Consider the following 21083-nt stretch of genomic DNA (forward strand, 5'->3'; position numbering starts at 1 on the left):
ACGGCTAGCCATCAGCTCGTCATTGCGAGGAGCCGAAGGCGACGAAGCAATCCAGAGTCCCGCCCGTGTTCGGGATTGCTTCGCTTCGCTCGCAATGACAGCAATATCTGTCGAGCGAACAAGGAACGGCGGTCATGGCCACCAGACAGACGCAAATCCTCGCCCGCGCGCTGCTGTCGCCCGCGGTCATCCTGCTGTTCATCTGGATGATCGTGCCGCTGGCGCTGACGGTCTACTTCTCGACCCTGCATTACAGCCTGCTCGACCCCGGCTCCGAGCGCTTCGTCGGCCTGGAGAATTTCGAGTACTTCCTCACCGATCCCGCCTTCCTCGCCTCGCTGCAGAATACGTTGGTGCTGGTCGGCTCGGTGCTGCTGCTGACGATCGGTCTCGGCATTCCCCTGGCGCTGCTGCTCGACCAGCCGGTGATCGGCCGCAACATCATCCGCCTGATGGTGATCGCGCCGTTCTTCGTGATGCCGACCGTCAGCGCGCTGGTGTGGAAGAACCTGCTGATGCATCCGGTGTCCGGCCTGTTCGCGTGGATCGCGACATCGCTCGGGATGACGCCGATCGACTGGTTCACCGATGCGCCGCTGCTCGCGGTCATCTTCATCGTCGCCTGGCAGTGGCTGCCATTCGCGACCCTGATCCTGCTGACCGCGCTGCAGTCGCTCGACGAGGAGCAGAAGGAGGCCGCCGAGATGGACGGCGCCGGCGCGGTGTCGCGCTTCATTTATCTCACGGTGCCGCACCTGGCGCGCCCGATCACGGTGGTGATCCTGATCGAGACCATCTTCCTGCTCACGGTGTTCGCGGAGATCTTCGTCACCACCGGCGGCGGACCGGGCCTGCAGACCACCAACATCGCCTTCCTGGTCTATTCTCAGGCGCTGATCCAGTTCGATGTCGGAACCGCCTCGGCCGGCGGCCTGGTCGCCGTGGTCATCGCCAACATCGTCGCCTTCTTCCTGGTCCGCATCGTCGGCCGCAATCTGGAGGCGTGACACCATGGCGCGCAAGGTCACCGGACGTCATGTCGCAATCTCCACCGTGGCCGCATGGCTCGCCGGGTTCGTGATCTTCTTCCCGATCCTGTGGATGGTGCTGGCGAGCTTCAAGACCGAGCTGGAGGCGTTCGCGACGCCGCCGTCGTTCCTGTTCTTCCACTGGACAACCGAAAACTACGCCACGGTGCAGGAGCGCAGCGACTATCTGCACCACGCGCTGAACTCGCTGATCATCGCCGGCGGCTCGACCTTGATCGCGATGCTGATCGCCATTCCCGCGGCGTGGTCGATGGCGTTTGCGCCGACCAAGCGCACCAAGGACATCCTGCTCTGGATGCTCTCGACCAAGATGATGCCGCCGGTCGGCGTGCTCGTGCCGATCTACCTGATCTACAAGAACTTCGGTCTGCTCGACACCCGCACCGGGCTGGTCTTCATCCTCTGCCTCGGCAACCTGCCGATCGTGATCTGGATGCTGTTCACCTACTTCAAGGAGATCCCGAAGGACATCCTGGAAGCGGCGCGGATGGACGGCGCCACGATCGGGCGCGAGCTGATCTACGTGCTGACGCCGATGGCGATCCCAGGCCTCGCCTCGACGCTGCTGCTCAATCTCATCCTCGCCTGGAACGAGGCGTTCTGGACCTTGAACCTGTCGACCCTGAATGCGGCGCCGCTGACGACCTTCATCGCCTCCTACTCGAGCCCGGAAGGCCTGTTCTGGGCGCGGCTGTCGGCGGCCTCCACGCTCGCGATCGCGCCGATCCTGATCATCGGCTGGTTCAGCCAGAAGCAGCTCGTGCGCGGGCTGACCTTCGGCGCAGTGAAGTAACGAAAGGCTGGATCACATGGGACGGATCACGCTGGAAGGTGTGCAGAAATCGTTCGGGCCGGTCCACATCATCAAGGGCGCCGATCTCGACATCCCCGACGGCGCCTTCGTGGTATTCGTCGGCCCCTCCGGCTGCGGCAAGACCACGCTGCTGCGCCTGATCGCGGGGCTGGAGGACGTCTCGGGCGGCCGCATCCTGATCGACGGCAACAATGTCGTCGACGTGCCGCCGGCCAAGCGCGGCCTGTCGATGGTGTTCCAATCCTATGCGCTCTATCCGCATATGAGCGTGCGCGGCAACATCGCTTTCGGCTTGAAGATGGCCGGGCTGCCCAAGGCCGAGATCAACCAGAAGGTCGAGGCGGCCGCCGCGACCTTGAACCTCACGCCCTATCTCGATCGCAAGCCGCGCGAGCTCTCCGGCGGCCAGCGCCAGCGCGTCGCGATCGGCCGCGCCATCGTCCGCGAGCCCAAGGCGTTCCTGTTCGACGAGCCCTTGTCCAATCTCGATGCGGCGCTGCGCGTGCAGATGCGGCTCGAGGTGACGCGGCTGCAGAAGCAGCTCGGCACCACGGCGATCTACGTCACGCATGACCAGGTCGAGGCCATGACGATGGCCGACAAGATCGTGGTGCTCAATGCCGGCCGCATCGAGCAATACGGCTCGCCGATCGAGCTCTATCAGCGGCCGGCCAACCTTTTCGTCGCCGGCTTCATCGGCTCGCCGAAGATGAACCTCATCACCGGCGCGGAAGCGGACAAACACCATGCGACCACGATCGGCGTGCGGCCCGAGCATGTCGCTGTCGTCGATGACGGGCACGGTTGGCAGGGCAAGGTCGTGATCGCCGAGCACCTCGGCAGCGACACCTTTCTCTATGTCGATGCGGGCGCGCTCGGCACGCTCACGGTGCGCGTCGTCGGCGAAAAGCGCCTCAGCGCCGGCGATGCGGTGACGCTGCGGCCTGAGCCGAACCGCATCTATCGCTTCGATGCCAACGGCAATTCGATCTTCGCATGAGAGGCGACGCCCCCTCCGGGCGTCAATGACAACAACGGACCACGACGATGTATCTGGAGAAATTCAAGCTGAACGGCAAGACCGCGCTGATCACCGGCGGCGGGCAGGGCATCGGGCTCGCCTGCGTCGAGGCGCTGGCGGAGGCGGGCGCGCATGTCGTGATCGCCGATCGCGACGCCAAGGCGGCAGCGGACGGGCAGGCGGCGATGAAGGCCAAGGGCTATGACACCGAGACCGCGCTGATGGACGTCACCAACTCGGCTCAAGTCAACGAGGTGGCCGACGATCTGGTCGCGCGCTACGGCGGCCTCGACATCCTCGTCAACAACGCCGGCATCGCGCGCAGCGAGACGCCGGCCGAGACGGTCACCGACGAGCACTGGCTCAACGTGCTCGACGTCAACCTCAACGGCACCTTCTGGTGCTGCCGCGCCTTCGGCAAGCACATGCTGGCGGCGAAGAGCGGCACGATCGTCAATATCGGCTCGATGTCCGGCTTCATCGTCAACAAGCCGCAGGAGCAGTGCTTCTACAACGCCTCCAAGGCCGCAGTGCATCATCTGACCAAGTCGCTGGCGGCCGAATGGGGCGCGCGCGGCATCCGGGTCAACGCGGTCGCGCCGACCTATATCGAGACGCCGCTGAATGCCTTCGTGAAGAGCAATCCGCGCATGTACGACGCCTGGATCGGCGGAACCCCGATGGGCCGCATGGGACAGGTCGAGGAGATCGCGTCCGTCGTCCTGTTCCTGGCCTCGGAAGCGGCAAGTTTGATGACCGGCAGCGTCGTCGTTGTCGATGGCGGCTACACTTGCTGGTAAGCTCGCGTCAAAATTTGACGGGAGCGAAACATGCGGCAGGCGTTCATCGGTGTCGATGTCGGCACAACCAGCACGCGCGCCGGGATTTTCGACTGTAACGGCCGCCTGCTTGCCGCGGCGCGGCATCCGATCCAGACCTGGCACGAGGCCGGCGACGTCGTCGAGCAGTCGTCCGACGACATCTGGCGTGCCTGCTGCGCCTCGGTCAAAGCCGCGCTGGCGGAAGCGGCGGTCGCGCCGGAGCTGATCAAGGGCGTCGGCTTCGATGCCACCTGCTCGCTGGTGGCGCTGGACCCATCGGGTGCTCCCGTCACCGTCAGCAGCTCCGGCGCGTCCGCCCGCAACGTCATCGTCTGGATGGATCATCGCGCGCTGATGGAGGCGCGCGACATCAATGCGACCAGAGACGAGGTGCTGCGCTATGTCGGCGGTTCGATCTCACCGGAAATGCAGATGCCGAAGCTGCTGTGGCTGAAGCGGCACCTGCGCAAGAGTTTCGATGCGGCAGGCCACTTCTTCGATCTCGCCGACTTCCTGACCTGGCGTGCGTCAGGCTCTTTGGCGCGCTCGATGTGCACCGTCACCTGCAAATGGAATTATCTCGCGCATGAGACGCGCTGGAGCGCGGCCTACTTTCGCCGCATCGGGCTGGAGGATTTCGTCGCAGAAGATTTCGCGCGGATCGGCACCGAGATCGTTGCGCCTGGCACGCCGCTCGGCCGTGGGCTGTCGCAGGACGCGGCCGAAGAACTCGGACTGGTTGCAGGCACACCGGTCGGCGCGGCGCTGATTGATGCCCACGCCGGCGGCATCGGCGCGATCGGCGGCCGCGCGGCTGAGCGCGGCGAGGTCGATGTTTGCGAGCGCCTCGCCTATATCATGGGGACCTCGGCCTGCATCATGGCGACGACGCGCGCTCCGTCCTTCGTGCCCGGCGTATGGGGACCGTACTATCAGGGCATGGTGCCGGAGTTCTGGCTCAACGAGGGTGGCCAGTCCGCTGCGGGGGCTGCGATCGATCACCTGCTGCGCTCGCACCCGGCGTTTGCCGAGGCCACGGCTGCCGCGCGTGCCGAAGGGCTCGACGTCATCAGCTTTCTGGAGAAGCGGATCATGGCGCGAGTGCCGAATGCCGGCGCCGCTGCGCTGCTGGCGCGGGATCTCCACATCCTCCCTGAGTTTCTCGGCAACCGTTCGCCCTATGCCGATCCCGACTCGCGCGCCGTCATCGCCGGCCTCGATCTCGATACCGATATCTCAGCGATGGAGCGGCTGTTCGTGGCCGGGTTGTGCGGGCTCGCCTATGGCTTGGCCGACGTGATCGACGCTTTCGCCGCCAACGGCGTCAGCAGCCGGACGCTGGTCATGGCCGGCGGCGCCTCGCGCAGTCCGCTGGTGCGCCAGATCATGGCGGACACGACGGGGTTGACGGTGGCCTTGCCCGGCACCCAGGAGCCCGTGCTGCTCGGCGCGGCCATGCTCGGCGCGGTGGCGAGCGGCGGCTTTCGCTCGATCGGCGAAACGATGGCGTCGATGTCCTCGCTCGGCCGCCTCAGCGATCCGACCGATCCGGACATCGCGGCCTTCCATCGCCGCAAGCGCCGCATCCACGGCCTGCTGCGGACGCTTGATCGCGAGAGCCGTTCCGTGATGCATGGGGTCGACGGGGAGGCATGACCATGATCCTGAGCTGCGGCGATGCGCTGATTGATTTCGTCCCGGCCAGATCGGCCGATGGCCGCGATGCCTTGCGGCCGGTGGTCGGCGGCTCGTGCCTGAACGTCGCCGTCGGCGTGGCGCGGCTCGGTGCGCCCACGGGCTTTGTCGGCGGCATCTCGACCGACCTGTTCGGCACCATGATCGCGGCGCATGCGCAAGGCTCGAACGTCGATCTCGGCTACGCGACGCGCAGCCCTGACCAGACCACGCTCGCTTTCGTGCGCCATGTCGGCAGCGAGGCGCAGTATGCCTTCTACGACGCCGAGACCGCCGCGCGGAAATGGACGTTCCGGCCGGGCAGCATCCCCTTTGCCGACATTGATGCCATCCATGTCGGCTCGACCACGCTGATCCACGATCTCGGCGCCGCGCAGACCCGTGCGCTGATCGCCGCCACGCAGGGCGCGGTGACGATCTCCTTCGACCCGAACTGCCGTCCGAATCTGGTGACTGATAAGGCCGGCTATCGCGCTGACATGGATGGGTTTGCCGCAAGCGCCGACCTGATCAAGATGTCGGATGTCGATTTCGACTATCTGCATGGCCACGACGATTACGCTGCGCGGGCCGACGCGCTGCTGGCGCGCGGCACCAGCCTGGTCGTCGTCACGCGGGGTCCCAAGGGGGCGCTCGGCTGGCATGCGCAAGCCGGCGCGGTCGAAGTCGCAGTCCCCCAGGTCGAGGTGGTCGATACGATCGGGGCCGGCGACACATTCCAGGCGGGGCTCTTGTTCGCGCTGCGCAAGCTCGGCCGCATCGGCCGGGAGGCCCTGAGGGGATTGAGCCAGACCGAATTGCGCAAGGTGCTCGCCTTTGCCGGGGCGTGTGCGGCCGTCACCTGCACCCGCGAGGGCGCCGACCCGCCGCGCTGGGACGACATGGCTGCAACCTGGGATCGCCTGGGCTGAAGCACCCCATTGCACTCGTCATTGGGAACTGGTTGGCTGTTCCCTCGTCATATGTGAGTACCGGGAGACGGAGCGCGATCGCGAGACGCCCCTGTCCGGGCCGCGGAATTCTTGACGCGACAACGAGTTGCAGGGAGGAGAACCATGGCACCCGCCGCACGGACCGAGCCGCTGTCTCGTCACGCGCTGGCCTTCGTGTTGGCCGGCGGACGCGGCAGCCGGCTGCTGGAGCTGACCGACCGGCGCGCCAAGCCCGCCGTCTATTTCGGCGGCAAGTCGCGCATCATCGATTTCGCGCTGTCGAACGCCGTGAACTCCGGCATCCGTCGCATCGCGGTGGCGACGCAGTACAAGGCGCACAGCCTGATCCGGCATCTGCAGATGGGCTGGAACTTCTTCCGTCCCGAGCGCAACGAGAGCTTCGACATCCTGCCCGCCAGCCAGCGCGTTTCGGAGACGATGTGGTACGTCGGAACGGCCGACGCCGTGTACCAGAACATCGACATCCTCGAGACCTACAATACCAAATACATCGTCGTGCTGGCCGGCGACCACATCTACAAGATGGACTACGAGCTGATGCTGCAGCAGCATGTCGACCAGCGCGCCGACGTCACCGTCGGCTGCCTGGAGATGCCGCGCGAGGAATCCTCAGGCTTCGGCGTCATGCACATCAATGAGGACGACACGATCCGCGACTTCATCGAGAAGCCGGCCGATCCGCCGCCGATGCCGGGCAAGCCCGACAGGTCGCTCGCGAGCATGGGCATCTACGTGTTCGACGCCAAATTCCTGTTCGAGGAGCTGAAGCGCGACGCAGCGGACCCGAATTCCAACCATGATTTCGGCCGCGACATCATTCCCTACATCGTCAGGAACGGCCGCGCCGTGGCGCACCAGTTCTCGCGCTCCTGTGTCCGCGCCGCCCACGATCAGGGCAGCTACTGGCGCGACGTTGGAACGGTGGACGCCTATTGGGCGGCCAATCTGGATCTGACGGACGTCGTGCCCGAGCTCGATCTCTACGATCGCTCCTGGCCGCTCTGGACCTATTCGGAGATCACGCCGCCGGCCAAGTTCGTCCATGACACGGATGGCCGTCGCGGCGAGGCGACGTGCTCGTTGGTGTCCGGGGGCTGCATCGTCTCCGGTGCCCAGGTGCAGCGCTCGCTGCTGTTCACCGGCGCTCATCTGCATTCCTATGCCAAGCTGCAGAACGCGGTGCTGCTGCCCTACGTCAACGTCGCGCGCCATGCGCGCCTCACCAACGTGGTGGTCGATCGCGGCGTGCAGATTCCGGAGGGGCTCGTGGTCGGCGAGGATCCGGAGTTCGACGCCAAGCGGTTCAGGACAACGGAGAACGGCGTGACCTTGATTACCCAGCCGATGATCGATGGGCTCAATTCATGACGCCACTGCGCGTTCTGTCGGTTGCCTCCGAGGTCTATCCCATCGTCAAGACGGGCGGCCTCGCCGATGTCGTCGGCGCCTTGCCGTGGGCGCTGATGGCGGAGGACGTCGAGGTCCGCACGCTGATCCCGGGTTACCCCGCAGTCATGACCGCGCTGGAGCAGGCCAGCGAGATCAGCTCGCTGCCGAACTTCTTCGGCGGCAATGCCCGGCTGCTCGGCGGCAGCCATGGTGCACTCGATCTGTTCGTGCTCGATGCGCCGCATCTCTATGACCGCGAGGGCAATCCGTATCTGGGACCCGACGGCAAGGACTGGCCGGACAATGCGTTCCGCTTCGCGGCGCTGGCGCGAGCGGCGTCCTATATCGGCCTCGGCGCGGTGCCGGCCTTCGTGCCCGACATCGTCCACGGCCACGACTGGCAGGCCGGGCTCGTGCCGGCCTATCTGCTCTACAGCCACCGGCCGCATCCGGGCACGGTCATGACCGTGCATAATCTCGCCTTCCAGGGCCGCTTTCCGCGCCACTTCCTGCCGCCGCTCGGCCTGCCGCCGGAATCCTTCTCGATCTACGGCCTCGAATATTTCGGCGACATCAGCTTCCTCAAGGCGGGGCTGCAATTCGCCGACAAGATCACGACGGTGTCGCCGACCTACGCACGGGAGATCCAGAGCGACGAGCAGGGCATGGGCCTCGGCGGCCTGCTGCGCCAGCGCGCGTCCGACCTCGTCGGCATCCTCAACGGCATCGATACGGCGGTGTGGGATCCCGGCAGCGATTCGGCCATCCCATCGCATTTCGGCATCGAGCGGATCGAGGCGCGGGCACCGAACAAGGCGGCGCTGCAGACGCGCATGGGCCTGCAGGTCGCGCCGGAGACGTTCCTGCTCGGTGTCGTCAGCCGGCTGACGTCGCAGAAGGGATTGGACCTGCTGCTATCCTGCCTGCCGACCTTGACCGGTAGCGGGATTCAACTGGCCCTGCTTGGCGACGGCGAGGCCGAACTGCGCGACGCATTCCGCGCAGCCGCCGCGCACCATCCAGGACAGATCGGCGTCGTCATCGGCTATGACGAGAGCCTGGCGCATCTCATTCAGGCCGGCTGCGACGCGCTGGTCGTGCCGTCGCGGTTCGAGCCGTGCGGCCTGACGCAGCTCTGCGCCCTGCGCTATGGCGCGCTGCCGATCGTCACCGCCGTGGGCGGCCTCGCCGACACCGTCATCGACGAGACTGAGGCCGGCGTCGCCGCAACGGGGTTCAAGTGCGCCTCCGTGACGGCGGAGGCGCTCGATCAGACCCTGCGCCGCGCCGCTGCGGCCTTCTACGCCTCGCGCAGCAACGCCGCGAACTGGACCCGCATGCAGCTCAATGCGATGCTGACCGACGTGTCGTGGCGGCACCGCGCCGGCCGTTATGCCGAACTCTACCGGCAGATCGTCGCGCAGCGGCGGCCGGCGGGTTGAAGGACGACTGCGTTACGACCACCGTCATTCCGGGGCAAGGCCGCGGGCCTTGAACCCGGAATCTCGATGTTGTCTTGCGTCCGTTCCTGAAATCTCGGGATTCCGGTTTCAATCGTCAACGTGTTGCCGCTTCGCGGCTGCGCATTGACGATTGCCCCGGAATGACGGTGACATCGCGCTCCTTGTTGACGCAGTGCCAGCGGTCGCGGGGCTTGCAGCCCAGCCCAGCGCGCACCTCATGCCGATCCCGCTGGACGCCCGGAGGCGTGCAGCGGATAGTCCCGCCAGCTCCGATCAATATCCCTGCGCGAGACCTCATGACCGATACCCAGCCTTCCTCCGACTCCTTCGACCTGATCATCCGCGGCGGCACCGTCATCGACGGCACGCGCGCGCCACGTTTCGAGGCCGATGTCGGCATCAAGGACGGTCGCATCGTCGCCATCGGCGAGCTTGGTGGCCGCAAGGCTGCACGCGTCATCGACGCCACCGGCCACATCGTTGCGCCGGGCTTCATCGACTCCCACACCCATGACGACAGCGCCGTGCTGGTCGATCCCGACATGATCTGCAAGGTCTCGCAGGGCGTGACCTCCGTCGTGACCGGCAATTGCGGCGTCAGCATCGCGCCGCTGAAGCCGGGCTCGCCGCGGCCGATGCCGCTCGGCCTGCTGTCGCCCGGCGACGGCCGGGTCGCAGAGTACGCCTCGTTTGCGGACTACGTGGCTGCACTGCGCGCGGCACCGGCCGCCGTCAACGTTGCGCCGATGGTCGGCCACACCGCGCTGCGCGCCTCGGTCGTGAGCGACCTCGGCCGGGCCGCGACCGACGCGGAGATCGCCGAGATGCGGGCTCATGTGCAGGAGGCGCTCGACGCCGGCGCCATCGGCGTCTCGACCGGGACGTTCTATCCGCCGGCGGAGGCGGCGCCGACCGAGGAGATCATCGAGATCTGCCGGCCGCTCACCGGCAGCGGCGGCGTCTACGCGACGCACATGCGCAACGAGGCGAACGACGTGATCAAGTCGCTGGAGGAGAGCTTTGCCATCGGCAAGACGCTCGACGTCCAGGTCGTGATCTCGCATCACAAGGTGGTGGGCCCGGCCAATTTCGGCCGCACCAAGGAGACGCTGCCGCTGATCACGAAGGCGATGAGCTGCCAATGCGTCGCGCTGGACTGCTACCCCTACAACGCCTCGTCGACCATGCTGCACACCGATCCGGCCAAGCTGCAGGTCAGGGTCGTCGTCGCGGCCTCCGGGCCGCATCCCGAAGTGGCGGGTCGCGATCTCGCCGACATCGCCGCCGGCTGGGGCGTCGACCGGCTCGAAGCGGCAAAGCGGCTGCAGCCGGCGTCGGCGATCTACTTCGCGATGGATGAGGCCGACGTGCAGACCATCCTCGCCTTCGAGCCGACCATGATCGGCTCCGACGGCCTGCCGTTCGGCGAGCGTCCGCATCCGCGGCTCTGGGGCACGTTCCCGCGCGTGCTCGGCTATTACTGCCGCGAGCTCGAGCTGTTCTCGCTGGAAACCGCGGTCTGGAAGATGAGCGGGCTGACCGCGCAGAATTTCGGCATCAAGGGACGCGGCACGATCGCGATCGGCAACCACGCTGACATCACGATCTTCGATGCGGCCAGCGTGCGTGACAGCGCGACCTATGATGACCCCTGCGTACCGGCCGCCGGCATCGATGCCGTCATCGTCAACGGCGCGCTGACCTGGTGGCAGGGGGCGCACCAGAAGGCGCATGCGGGGCAGGTGATCACGCGCGGATCACTGCAGTGATCTAGCTAGATCGCGAACGGGCGCTGGCTGTCGTACTCACGATCTTCCTTGCCGATCCTGTAATGGTTCGGCGATTGCGTCGGCAGCATCTTGCGCTGGATCTGAAGGTGGAAATCGTTGTAGTTGCCCTTGAATTGACCGTTCGCCCAGACCAGCAGGAGCGCCGCGGTGAAGACGCTGTTGACAGCGCCATCGAACGACACCTGATTGTCCTGGCAGCCCGAGATCAGACGGATGCTGGCCTTGGCGACATCGCTCGACTCCGCACCGGGCGCGCCCTTTGCGGCCCGGCCGATAGCTTCATAAAATGCGCGGTTCTGCTCATAAGTACGAAGGGCGATATCCTGCGGCAAGAACTTGGGCGCATAGCTGATCCCTTTCGTCGCGGCCCTGCCGGCCACGGCGATATCCAGATTCCCGGCGAAGCCGGCGGCCTGCGCCATCTCGTAGTAGCTCACCTTGGCCACAGTGCCGCTATGGCAGGAATCGGAGAGAATCAGAACACGAACGCCATCGGTGATCGCGCTGTACACGCGATAGAGTTCATCATCAATCATCTGTCCGTCATAGAGGCACCAGGTCTCATCCACTGCATCGATCTCGTCACCATCGAGGTCCGGAACCTGACTGCCGTGGCCCGAATAGGTTAGCAGCAGAATGTCTCCGCTGTTCAAGTCGCGGGCGGCCATCGTCAGCATGTCGGTCACGGCGCCGCGCGTGGCCTGCTCGCTGAGCAGAATGCCGGTCCGATAGCCCGCCGTCTTCGCAATCGCCTCCATCGCGCGCGCATCATTCTCACAGGCGTTCAGCTTGCCGTCCCACCCAGCATAGTGCTTCGGATCCAGCCGATTGAGGCCGATATGCAGCGAAATGCCCTTGGCCATTTCTGTCCCCCTGATGTCTCGGCTCGCAAACATCAAGCCGGCGGTTCGAGCCGATTGCCGCTTTCCGTAACCACCCAGGCGCAGATCGCGCAGATGGCATCGCCATAGTCGCCGTGCCAACGGCAGTTCGCGCGGATCGAACACCGCGGCAGCGCCACGGTGCGCTCATTCGGCAAGAGCTCCAGCCCGTGCTCGTTCAGGATCTTGGCGACGCCACAGCGCTTGCCATCCCACTTCCCGCAGCCGCGCGCGAGGCACGGCGACGAGAAGCGAAAGCGCTGTTCCGGCGGACGTCCCTGCCGGGCGATTGCGACGAAGGCGGCGTCGACCTCGAAGCGCTCGGGAATGAAATCGATCCGGCCCTCGGCATTGACGATGCCGAGCAGCGTGTTGCCGTCGGCGCAGCGCGAACTCGGGCACATCGGCACCGACTTCGGCTTCATGGATGCTGCATCGGACATCGCCTGAACGCCTCTCGATTAGCTCTCGCCTCGCCCGGCTTGCTTGGTCTGGACATCGCCGTGATCCGAACGTGTGCCGGGCATTCGACCGCACTCAGGGATTATCCAGCTTCGGTCGATAGACAGCTCCGTAAATTTGGGAGCCAGGTCCCGCTCCGAACGCCTTGATCTGCGACAGCGGCGTCGCAACCATGTCGCCGCGCGTATCGAGCTTTGCGATTTCAGCCGTCACCGCCTTCTGAATGGCTTGCTCGATCTCAGACTTCAACTGGCCGGAAAGCGGACCGCCATCGATCTGAGCGACGAAGCGCTCCATCTCCGGCGCGGGCGCCGCCTTGGCACCTCCACGCTTCGCAATCTCAGCGTCCAAAGCGGTCAGCGCCGCAACAAGATCACCCTGGACGCCGACGATCTGGTGCGCGTGGTCGCGCAACGACACCAGATCGTCGATGGATGCGGGCCCTTTGGCGGCCGCCGCCAACGCGTTGCCAATCGCAACGCCATAGACCATCATTGTTCCACCGGCAAAGGATCCGATTCCGCCAGCTCTGTTCTTCTCGGTCATGATCTCCCCTCCAGACCTTCAAGGCGCTGACTGAAGATCGATCGTGGCGATCAGACCCGCAGTCGCGCCGCCGTGCGTTCCCCCGAACGACTGGATTTGAGACAATGCCGTGATCTTCAGGTCGCCGCCGCTATCGTGAGCGGCAACGGCAGCCTTCACCGCATTATTGACGGCCTGCTCGATGCTCTGTCTCGCCTGTGGCTCGATCGGAAGGCCGGTGATCTGCACGGTGAAGCGTTCGGATGGCACCACCTCGACAGGCGCCGCACCTTTGGCGGCCGCCTGTCCGCCGCGCTTGACGATTTCCTCGTCGAGCGCGTTCACCGCAGAAACCAGATCGCCTTGAGCGTCGACGATCGCCTTCGCATGCGAGCGCAATGTGACCAACTCGTCCAGAGTGATACCGCCACTTGCGAGCGCATTGCCGATCGCGAGGCCGTACAGAGGCACCACTCCGCCTGGAACACCTTCCTTCGCCAAATTCGCCTCCCTCGTCCTCTATACAATCTAAGGTTAGTATTTTACGATACCAATCGTCAACGATGTCGCGGCAAATTTCATGTTCTCTCGTGTACCCCACGCCGATACCGAGATGCCGGTCCGATCAATCCCTTCCGGTGGCTTGCCTACCGCTCAACCGCGCTATGTGGTCTGGGAGATCACGCTCCTCTGCAACCTGAAGTGCAGCCATTGCGGGTCCCGGGCCGGCGCACCTCGCAATGACGAGCTGACCACCGCGGAATGCATCGCTCTGATTGGCGAACTTGCGCGCGCTGGCACCAAGGAGATCGTTCTGATCGGCGGCGAAGCTTACCTCCGCCCCGATTGGCTAGTCCTCGTCGAGGAGATCACTCGTAACGGCATTGTCTGCGGCCTGCAGACCGGCGCCCGGGCACTCACGGAAACGAAGATCGAAGCAGCCGCGCGCGCCGGACTCAAGACCGTCGGCGTTTCCATCGACGGCCCGGCCGCTACACATGATCGGCTCCGCGGTATCAAGGGTAGCCACGGCCAGGCGGTGGCCGCGATCCGCAACGCGCGAAAGCATGGGCTGATGGCGACCGCCAACTCGCAGGTCAATCGTCTTACCCTGGGCGGCCTGCGCGACATTTTCGATACGATCATCGACGCCGGGGCCTCCGCCTGGCAGATTCAGCTCACCGTGCCCATGGGCAATGCGGCCGATGCTCCATCCTTGCTGCTGCAGCCCTTCGATCTCGCTGCGCTGATGCCGGAGCTGTTTGCACTGTTCGAAGAGGGCCTCGATCGCGGCCTGCAGCTTATGCCCGGTAACAACATCGGGTATTTTGGTCCATACGAAGCGGCTTGGCGCAGTACCTCCGGACGATTCGAATACTACGGCGGCTGCCAGGCCGGACGGGCTGGCCTGGGTATCGAGGCTGACGGCGCCATCAAGGGCTGCCCGTCGCTCCCCACGGCCGCCTATGTCGGCGGCAATATCCGCGATCGATCATTTACCGACATCTGGAACGACAGCGCCGAACTGCGTTTCATGCGCGATCTCGACGAGAGCCGCGGGCGCCGCTGGGGGTTCTGCGCCAAGTGCTACTATGGTCCGATTTGCCGCGCCGGGTGCAGTTGGACCGCGCACGTGCTGTCGGGACGGCCTGGCAACAATCCGTTCTGCCACTACCGGGTATTGCGGCTGGCCGAACGCGGCTGGCGCGAGGTGATCGTGCAGCGGACGAGGCCATCGGGACGACAGCCGTTCGACCATGGCTGCTTCGACATCATGATCGAGGACGCCCACGGCGGCCGATACGGCCAGGAAGCGTACGCGAGCGACGAGTTCCAGGATCTCGCGCCTGACGCTGCGGCGAGGCTGGACCAGCTGCTGCTCTGCGAGTCCTGCAAGCACTTCTTCTATCAGGGAGAGCCGGAATGCCCGCATTGCCGCGCAGGCGCGGACGCAACGAACAGTGCCGATGATCACGTGCGGGTCGTGCAACGCGTCATGCAGCACCACAACGAGATCGAACAAATACTGCGCCGTATCGCGGCGCCCGCCGGACCGAAGGGCGCCTCCGCAGGTTGAGCGGAGTCGTTCTTCGGTGCCTACGGCCGCGGGAAGGCGCTGGCGAAAGTCGTCTGGTCCAATCAAACCCAACCGAGGAGAGTATCCCATGAATGCAAATGAAGACGTCAGAGCCGCGTTGGCGAACATTCCCGTGTCCTGGCTGCACATGCCGGCTTTGGCGTTCGCGGAAGCAGGAGCAGCGGGCGCGAAGGAATTCGGGCCGAAGATCGCGCCCGCCGTGCTGGCGCTCGGCGCTGCAGCCGCAGGAGCGATCGTCGGCGGTGGCCTGCAACTCACGCATCAATACCTTCACGACCGCAAAGCCGGACCTGTATCGTATCAGGGCATCGACAAGGTGATCTGCACGGCGACCTTCGCCGAGATCGAAGCAGCCGCAACGCGCATCTACCAGGAGTGCGCCCAGGCCAAGGACGGCAATACGCTGCAGCAGATCATCGATACTGCGGCAGGCGCGAAGTTCGTTCCGGCGCTGGTGCCCGTTGCCGGAGCGGCGGCGGCCTTCATTGCCGGTGTCTATGCCGGTGCTGCGGCGGCACGTCACTGATCAACAGTGAAACTGATCAACGCTGAAGACGGGCGCGCGGCTTGCCCGTGCGCCGGTTTTACAGGTGCGGCATCGCATGATGCCGACCGAGTCGACTGGCGGCTTTGGCCCCCCGGGCATCGTGGACGGTGTGTGCGCCAGACCCGCCGCGACCAGCGGCGGCAAACCGTTCCGGTCGCAGCATAGCTCAGCGGAATGGCGATGGGCCCTTCTGAGTTTTCTTACTTCGTTCGTCCATTTAAGCCTTTGGCGGAGTTGCCGAGTTCAAAATGCCCGCCCCGCGGCGTGCGGTGGCCTATGCATCCAATTGGCGATCCAATTTTGGCGTCGGCACCAGCCTGGACAGGCGTAGCCTGGATCGCTAGCTAAGCCGCTGCAGCCATCGCGCGCGCGAATTCCGGATAGCATTCGGCGAGCTCGTCGAGGATCCGGCCGCGGATCAACTCGACCGTCGCCCGGTCCGGCGCGGGCGTCGGCGGCACGATCTCCGGCACCGCATAATCGAATCCGGTACGATCGCGCACGTCCTCTGCCGAGTAGCCGGGATGCACCGTGCGCAGCCGGAAGCCGCCGCGCTCGCGGTCGAAATCGAACAGCGCCAGATTGGTCAGCAGCGCATGCGGTCCGCCGCGGCGCCTCACCTCCGGCGTGGTCGCCGCGGCGCTGACGAAATCCACCTTCGGCACCAGCACGCGCGGCGAATGCTCCTCGCGAAACAGGATCACCCGCGGAATGAGATGGTAGAGATAGGCCGAGCCGAACGAGCCCGGCCAACGCACATCCATCCGCGGATAGTCGCCGGTGCCGACCAGGTTGATGTTCCCGCCGCCGTCGATCTGGCCGCCGCCGAGAAAGAACGCGTCGACGCGGCCCTGCGCGGCGCAGTCGAACAGCTCGACGCCGCCATTGGTGAAGAAATTGTGCCGGCTCGAGCCGAGGATCGAGATGCGGACAGGCGGCTTGCCCTGTTGCGCGTTGCGTGCGCGCAGCAGCATCGCGCCGGCCGCCGGGATCGGCGACGAGGCGCCGACGGCGACATGGCGGATGCCATCGAGCAGGTCGGCGATGACGGTGATCAGCAGTTCTTTGCGTGCGCGCTCGTGGTGCATGGTCATGCCACCTCCTTGCAGCGGGTCAGGAAGGCGGAGAGATAGCTGCGAAAGCCCTCGTCGGTGCGCGCCATCGCGGCGTAGTGCGCCAGCTCGGCGCCATCGGTCTCGTACTCGTCCCACAGCGGCAGCGGCCAGGCCCCGTTCTCGGCCACCGCGATGGCATCGACATAGAGCGCCGGCAGTACGCCGGCCGCGGACTCCTCGGTCGCCATCAAATCGCGATCGACGATGCGCTCGACGGTGACCAGCGTGCGCTTCGCCGCATAGGCCATCGTCGCCAGCTCACGGTAGCGACCGATGCGGACATTGCCGAAGCGGTCAGCCTCGGGGGCATGAAACAGCGCCACGTCGGGCGTGATCGCCGGCACCACGACCACCTTGCCAGGCTCGCCGACGGGACTGTCGATCACCCTCCAATCGGGGCGGACCCGCAGCAGATCGCTGCCGATGATGCCGGCGATCGGCATGAACGGCACGCCCTTCTGCCCGGCCAGCAGGCCGGCATGGATCGCAGGGCAGGTGGCATCGCGCAGGCGGATGCTGCCGTCGCGCACGGCCGCGACGAAGCGCGGTGCGCCGCCGGCCTCGCCGAGCGAGACGGCGCTGGTTTCCACCACCGCGGCCACGCCGGCGCCGATCAGCAGATCGGCCTGGAGGCCTGATATCGGCACGCAGACGAGATGCAGCCCGGTGAGGCCGGCCTCGATCATGGCCGCCGTCGCCGCCATCGAGACGCCGGCACGGTCGACCGGGATTGCGATCGATTGTCCCGGTGCGATGGATGCGACGAGCGCCTCCAGGCCGACCATCTCCGTCATCGGCGTATCCTCCCGTTGTTGCTTTGCCGCGCAGTGTAGCGATGCCCCGCGGACGTGTCAGTGTTCGTATGCGACCGTCGAGCCGCGGATGATGAGCTCCGGCGCCAATACGATGTGGTCGGTCGCTGCCTCGCGCCCGGCAAGGCGGTCGAGCAGCAGCCGCGCCGCGGCTTCCCCCATGTCGCGCTGGGCGATCCGCACCGTGGTCAGCGGCGGCGCGACCATGTCGACGAACGGCATGTCGTTGTGGCCGACCACGGAGATATCACCGGGGCAGGTCAGGCCGCGCGCGGCGAGCGCGTCATAGACGCCGAGCGCCAGCAGATCATTGGCGGCGACGATTGCGGTTGGGCGCGTCCGCCGCGCGAGCAGGCGCAGCGCAGCCTCGCGACCCGCCGCACGCGTATAGGTTTCGACGGCTTCGACTGGCGTATGGCGGGCCGACAGTCCCGCAGCCCTGATGCTGGCCTCGAAGCCGGCGCGGCGGCGTGCGCCGGTCGAGATGTGCTGCGGGCCCGCGACGTGACCGATGCGCCGGTGGCCGAGCGCGACGAGATGCTGGACGGCGAGACGCATGCCGGCGGCGTCGTCGCTGGCTGCCGAGGGCAGGAGTCCGGCGGCATCGACGCGATTGACAAGCACCACCGGCAGCGCTGCATCCAGGCAGTGCTTCACGACGTCGTCACGCAAGCTCACCGTCGCCAGTACCAGACCGTCGACGCCGCGCGCGATCAGCCGGTCGACGAGATCCCGCTCCGACCCCTCTGTGCCGGCGTCGGCCACGATCGTCGCATAGCCCTGGGCGTGGAGATGATCGGCGATGCCGGACAGCATCGGCGGAAAGCCGGGGTCGGCGATATCCGGCGCGAGCACGCCGATCAGGCCGCTGCGTCCGGTGCGCAGGCCCTTGGCGGCCATGTTCAGCCGGTAGCCGAGCGCGTTGGCTGCGGCCTGGATCTTGTCCGCGACATCGGCAGCGACGAGGTGCTTCATCGCCGGGCTGAGCGCGCGCGAGACCGTCGAGGGATGCACACCGCAACGGGCGGCGACGTCCTTGATCGTCGGGCGCGAGGACGACGCATGCAGGCCTGCTGCCGGTCGCAATGTCCGTTTCATTCCCAGCCTCTGATGTCGCCGCGCAACGACGTTTTGATCATGCTATACCTTGACACGCTTTGCGTGTATGCAATAAATTCGGCTTTGCAATCGATTGCAATAGAACAATGGGAAACGTCCACATGACAGCGAGCGCGCTGAAGCCGCATCTGGTCAGCCCGGAGCATCTCGATCCGCATTGGCGCTGGGGGCGGGCGATTCCGTCGCATGGCCATGTCTCGGTGGATTTCGAGCGCCGCGTCGATTTCGACAGGTTGCGGCGCTACCGGCTGGCGCGGGCGCGCGCGGCGCTGAAGGCGTCGGGCTATGGTGCGCTGCTGCTGTTCGACGTCAACAACATTCGCTACGTGTCCGGCACCAAGATCGGCGAATGGGAGCGCGACAAGCTGTGCCGTTTCGCGCTGCTGGCCGGCGACGGCGAGCCGATCGTGTGGGATTTCGGCTCGGCGGCCGTCCACCATCGTCTGTTCTGTGACTGGCTGGCGCCGGAGAATTGCCGCGCCGGCATGCTCGGGATGCGCGGCACCGTGCCGCCGGCGGTCGGGCTGATGAAGGCGCATGCCGAGGAGGTCATGAGCCTTTTGCGCGCCGCAGGCGTTGCCGACATGCCTGTCGGCGTCGACCTTGCGGAAACGGCGATGTTCTTCGAGCTGCAGAAGGCCGGCATGAAGGTGGTCGATGGCCAGCAGGTCATGCTGGACGCGCGCGAGATCAAGAACATCGACGAGATCATGCTGCTCAACCAGGCCGCGGCCATGGTCGACGGCGTCTATCATTCGATCTACGAGCGCCTGAAGCCGGGCGTGCGTGAGAACGACATCGTCGCGCTTGCCAACAAGATGCTCTACGAGATGGGCTCCGACGACGTCGAGGCGATCAACGCCATCTCCGGTGAGCGCTGCAATCCGCATCCGCACAATTTCACCGACCGCATCCTGCGTCCGGGCGACCAGGCGTTCTTCGACATCCTGCAGTCCTATCAGGGCTACCGGACCTGCTACTACCGCACTTTCAACGTCGGCCGCGCCACGCCGGCGCAGCACGACGCCTACAAGCAGTGCCGCGAATGGCTCGACAATGCGATCGCGCTGATCAAGCCGGGCGTCTCGACCGACACCGTGGCCAAGGTCTGGCCTAAGGCCGAGGAGTTCGGCTTTCCCTCGGAGATGGCGGCCTTCGGCTTGCAGTTCGGCCACGGCCTCGGGCTCGCGCTGCATGAGCGCCCGATCATCTCGCGGCTGGTCTCGCTGGACAATCCGATGGAGATCAAGACCGGCATGGTGTTCGCGCTCGAGACCTACTGTCCGGCGACCGACGGCTTCTCGGCTGCGCGTATCGAGGAGGAGGTGGTGGTCACCGACAAGGGCTGTCAGGTGATCACGCTGTTCCCGGCCGAGGAATTGCCGATCGCCAACCGCTACTGAGCGAATGGACGGTGCGACCAGGAGAGTGGTCTTCGTGTTTTCGTCATTGCGAGCGAAGCGAAGCAATCCAGGGCGGCAGCCGTGACTCTGGATTGCTTCGTCGCTTCGCTCCTCGCAATGACGGCATCCGTGATAAGTAGGACGAGGAGACGACAATGACCACGACGCATTCGCTCGGCTGGATCGGCATGGGGCGCATGGGCTATCCAATGGCTGAGCGCCTGCTCAAGGCCGGCCACAAGGTGTCGATCTTCAATCGCACCCGCGCCAAGGCCGAGCCGCTGGCGGCGAAAGGCGGCGTCATCGTCGATCATCCCCGCGATCTCGCCGCGTGCGACATCGTGTTCACGATGGTGTCGACGGGCAAGGATCTCGAGCAGGTCTATTTCGGCGACAACGGCCTGGTGGCCGCCGGTTCTGGATCGCGTCCCCGGATCCTGGTGGACTGCTCCTCGATCGGCATCGAGCAGTCGGAGGCGATCGCCGCCAAGCTCGTTCGACTGGGCTGTGAGTTCGTGCGGGCGCCGGTGTCCGGCAACGGCAAATGCGTCAAGGCCGGCAAGCTGTCGTCGGTGGTCTCGGGCCCCAAGGCCGCGTTCGAGGTCATCGAACCGTATCTGGCGAAGATCGCCGTCTCCGGCGTGTCCTATGTCGGCGAGGGCGAGCTCGCGCGCATCTGCAAGATCGCGCACAACGTCTTCCTCGGCGTCGTGATCCAGAACCTGGCCGAGATCACCATCCTGGCGCAGAAGGCCGGCGTGCCGCGCCATGCCTTCCTCAATTTCATGAATGCCAGCGTGATGGGCTCGACCTTCACCAGGTACAAGAGCAACGCGCTGGTCAATCTCGACTGGACCACGACCTTCACGCCGCCGCTGCTGCGCAAGGATCTCGATCTCGGCCTGTCGGCAGCGCGCCAGCTCGACGTCGCGATGCCGGTGACGGCCGCGACGCGCGAGGCATTGCAGGCCCATGTCGGCGCCGCCTCGCTGCAACCAGATCCCGCCGGCTATCTGGAGAAGGACTTTGCGGCGCTGCTGGAGACCGTCGCGCTCGCGGCGGGTCTCAAGCTGCAGCCCGAGAACGTGCCGATGCCGACGGGATTGGAGACGGAGGGATAACGTCC

The 21083-nt window shown here is 65.7% G+C and carries 20 protein-coding genes; 13 read left to right on the plus strand and 7 right to left on the minus strand.

All coding sequences use genetic code 11. The features are described 5' to 3' along the window. The first annotated feature begins 134 nt into the window (after window positions 1–134). From QX039_RS22970 to QX039_RS23010, 9 genes are all read left to right on the plus strand, one after another. Complete coding sequence (locus QX039_RS22970) at window positions 135–1007, plus strand: sugar ABC transporter permease (protein ID WP_315773574.1); 873 nt, start codon at window positions 135–137, stop codon at window positions 1005–1007. Between the two features lie 4 nt (window positions 1008–1011). Next, window positions 1012–1842, plus strand: coding sequence for a carbohydrate ABC transporter permease (locus tag QX039_RS22975; protein ID WP_315736062.1), 831 nt, complete (start codon window positions 1012–1014; stop codon window positions 1840–1842). Window positions 1843–1858: 16 nt separating this feature from the next. Beyond that, a complete protein-coding gene (locus tag QX039_RS22980; RefSeq protein ID WP_315736064.1) occupies window positions 1859–2863 on the plus strand; it encodes an ABC transporter ATP-binding protein in 1005 nt (334 codons plus the stop codon). Between the two features lie 47 nt (window positions 2864–2910). After that, entirely contained in the window at window positions 2911–3684 is a 774-nt protein-coding gene (locus tag QX039_RS22985) for an SDR family NAD(P)-dependent oxidoreductase (RefSeq protein ID WP_315736066.1), read from the plus strand. A gap of 30 nt (window positions 3685–3714) precedes the next feature. After that, window positions 3715–5361 (plus strand): FGGY-family carbohydrate kinase, encoded by a 1647-nt coding sequence (locus tag QX039_RS22990; RefSeq protein ID WP_315736068.1) that lies wholly within the window; start codon window positions 3715–3717, stop codon window positions 5359–5361. Between the two features lie 2 nt (window positions 5362–5363). Beyond that, window positions 5364–6311, plus strand: coding sequence for a carbohydrate kinase (locus QX039_RS22995; protein ID WP_315736070.1), 948 nt, complete (start codon window positions 5364–5366; stop codon window positions 6309–6311). 144 nt (window positions 6312–6455) lie between these two features. Then, on the plus strand, window positions 6456–7721 hold the full coding sequence (gene glgC / locus QX039_RS23000; RefSeq protein ID WP_315736073.1) for a glucose-1-phosphate adenylyltransferase: 1266 nt from the start codon (window positions 6456–6458) through the stop codon (window positions 7719–7721). Next, window positions 7718–9184: a glycogen synthase GlgA gene (gene glgA, locus QX039_RS23005; protein ID WP_315736075.1), complete on the plus strand. Its 1467-nt coding sequence runs from the start codon at window positions 7718–7720 to the stop codon at window positions 9182–9184. The genes glgC and glgA overlap by 4 nt, the downstream gene beginning before the upstream one ends. Window positions 9185–9501: 317 nt before the next feature. Further along, window positions 9502–10974 carry a D-aminoacylase gene (locus QX039_RS23010; RefSeq protein ID WP_315736077.1) on the plus strand — a complete coding sequence of 491 codons (1473 nt, stop codon included), beginning with the start codon at window positions 9502–9504 and terminating at the stop codon, window positions 10972–10974. Between the two features lie 5 nt (window positions 10975–10979). Here QX039_RS23010 and QX039_RS23015 read toward each other — a convergent pair whose 3' ends face one another. From QX039_RS23015 to QX039_RS23030, 4 genes are all read right to left on the minus strand, one after another. Then, the gene (locus QX039_RS23015; RefSeq protein WP_315736079.1) at window positions 10980–11858 is read right to left on the minus strand and encodes a caspase family protein; all 879 of its coding nucleotides are present in this window, start codon (window positions 11856–11858) and stop codon (window positions 10980–10982) included. Window positions 11859–11890: 32 nt separating this feature from the next. Continuing rightward, window positions 11891–12319 carry a hypothetical protein gene (locus QX039_RS23020; RefSeq protein WP_315736081.1) on the minus strand — a complete coding sequence of 143 codons (429 nt, stop codon included), beginning with the start codon at window positions 12317–12319 and terminating at the stop codon, window positions 11891–11893. Window positions 12320–12413: 94 nt separating this feature from the next. Beyond that, on the minus strand, window positions 12414–12884 hold the full coding sequence (locus tag QX039_RS23025) for a hypothetical protein (RefSeq protein ID WP_315736083.1): 471 nt from the start codon (window positions 12882–12884) through the stop codon (window positions 12414–12416). Window positions 12885–12902: 18 nt separating this feature from the next. Then, window positions 12903–13364: a DUF1843 domain-containing protein gene (locus tag QX039_RS23030; protein WP_315736084.1), complete on the minus strand. Its 462-nt coding sequence runs from the start codon at window positions 13362–13364 to the stop codon at window positions 12903–12905. A 79-nt stretch (window positions 13365–13443) separates the two neighbouring features. On the opposite strand from QX039_RS23030, the gene QX039_RS23035 reads away from it, so the two are divergent. Together QX039_RS23035 and QX039_RS23040 are read left to right on the plus strand one after the other, a co-directional pair. Then, window positions 13444–14940, plus strand: a complete 1497-nt coding sequence (locus QX039_RS23035) for a radical SAM/SPASM domain-containing protein (protein WP_315736086.1) — start codon at window positions 13444–13446, stop codon at window positions 14938–14940. A gap of 88 nt (window positions 14941–15028) precedes the next feature. Next, entirely contained in the window at window positions 15029–15487 is a 459-nt protein-coding gene (locus tag QX039_RS23040) for a hypothetical protein (protein WP_315736088.1), read from the plus strand. A 365-nt stretch (window positions 15488–15852) separates the two neighbouring features. On the opposite strand, the gene QX039_RS23045 is transcribed toward QX039_RS23040, so the two are convergent. From QX039_RS23045 to QX039_RS23055, 3 genes are read right to left on the minus strand one after another with little or no spacing between them, the layout of a single operon-like run. Beyond that, window positions 15853–16602: a CoA-transferase gene (locus QX039_RS23045; protein WP_315736090.1), complete on the minus strand. Its 750-nt coding sequence runs from the start codon at window positions 16600–16602 to the stop codon at window positions 15853–15855. Continuing rightward, complete coding sequence (locus tag QX039_RS23050) at window positions 16599–17417, minus strand: CoA transferase (RefSeq protein ID WP_315736092.1); 819 nt, start codon at window positions 17415–17417, stop codon at window positions 16599–16601. Before QX039_RS23050 ends, QX039_RS23045 begins: the two co-directional genes overlap by 4 nt. A 57-nt stretch (window positions 17418–17474) precedes the next feature. Next, window positions 17475–18533 (minus strand): LacI family DNA-binding transcriptional regulator, encoded by a 1059-nt coding sequence (locus QX039_RS23055; RefSeq protein ID WP_315736094.1) that lies wholly within the window; start codon window positions 18531–18533, stop codon window positions 17475–17477. Between the two features lie 122 nt (window positions 18534–18655). Between QX039_RS23055 and QX039_RS23060 the strand changes: the two genes are divergently transcribed. Beyond that, window positions 18656–19957, plus strand: coding sequence for a Xaa-Pro peptidase family protein (locus tag QX039_RS23060; RefSeq protein ID WP_315736096.1), 1302 nt, complete (start codon window positions 18656–18658; stop codon window positions 19955–19957). A gap of 155 nt (window positions 19958–20112) precedes the next feature. Continuing rightward, complete coding sequence (locus QX039_RS23065) at window positions 20113–21078, plus strand: NAD(P)-dependent oxidoreductase (protein WP_315736098.1); 966 nt, start codon at window positions 20113–20115, stop codon at window positions 21076–21078. Window positions 21079–21083 lie beyond the last annotated feature (5 nt).

Source organism: Bradyrhizobium sp. SZCCHNR1043 (assembly GCF_032489675.1).
Classification (GTDB): domain Bacteria; phylum Pseudomonadota; class Alphaproteobacteria; order Rhizobiales; family Xanthobacteraceae; genus Bradyrhizobium.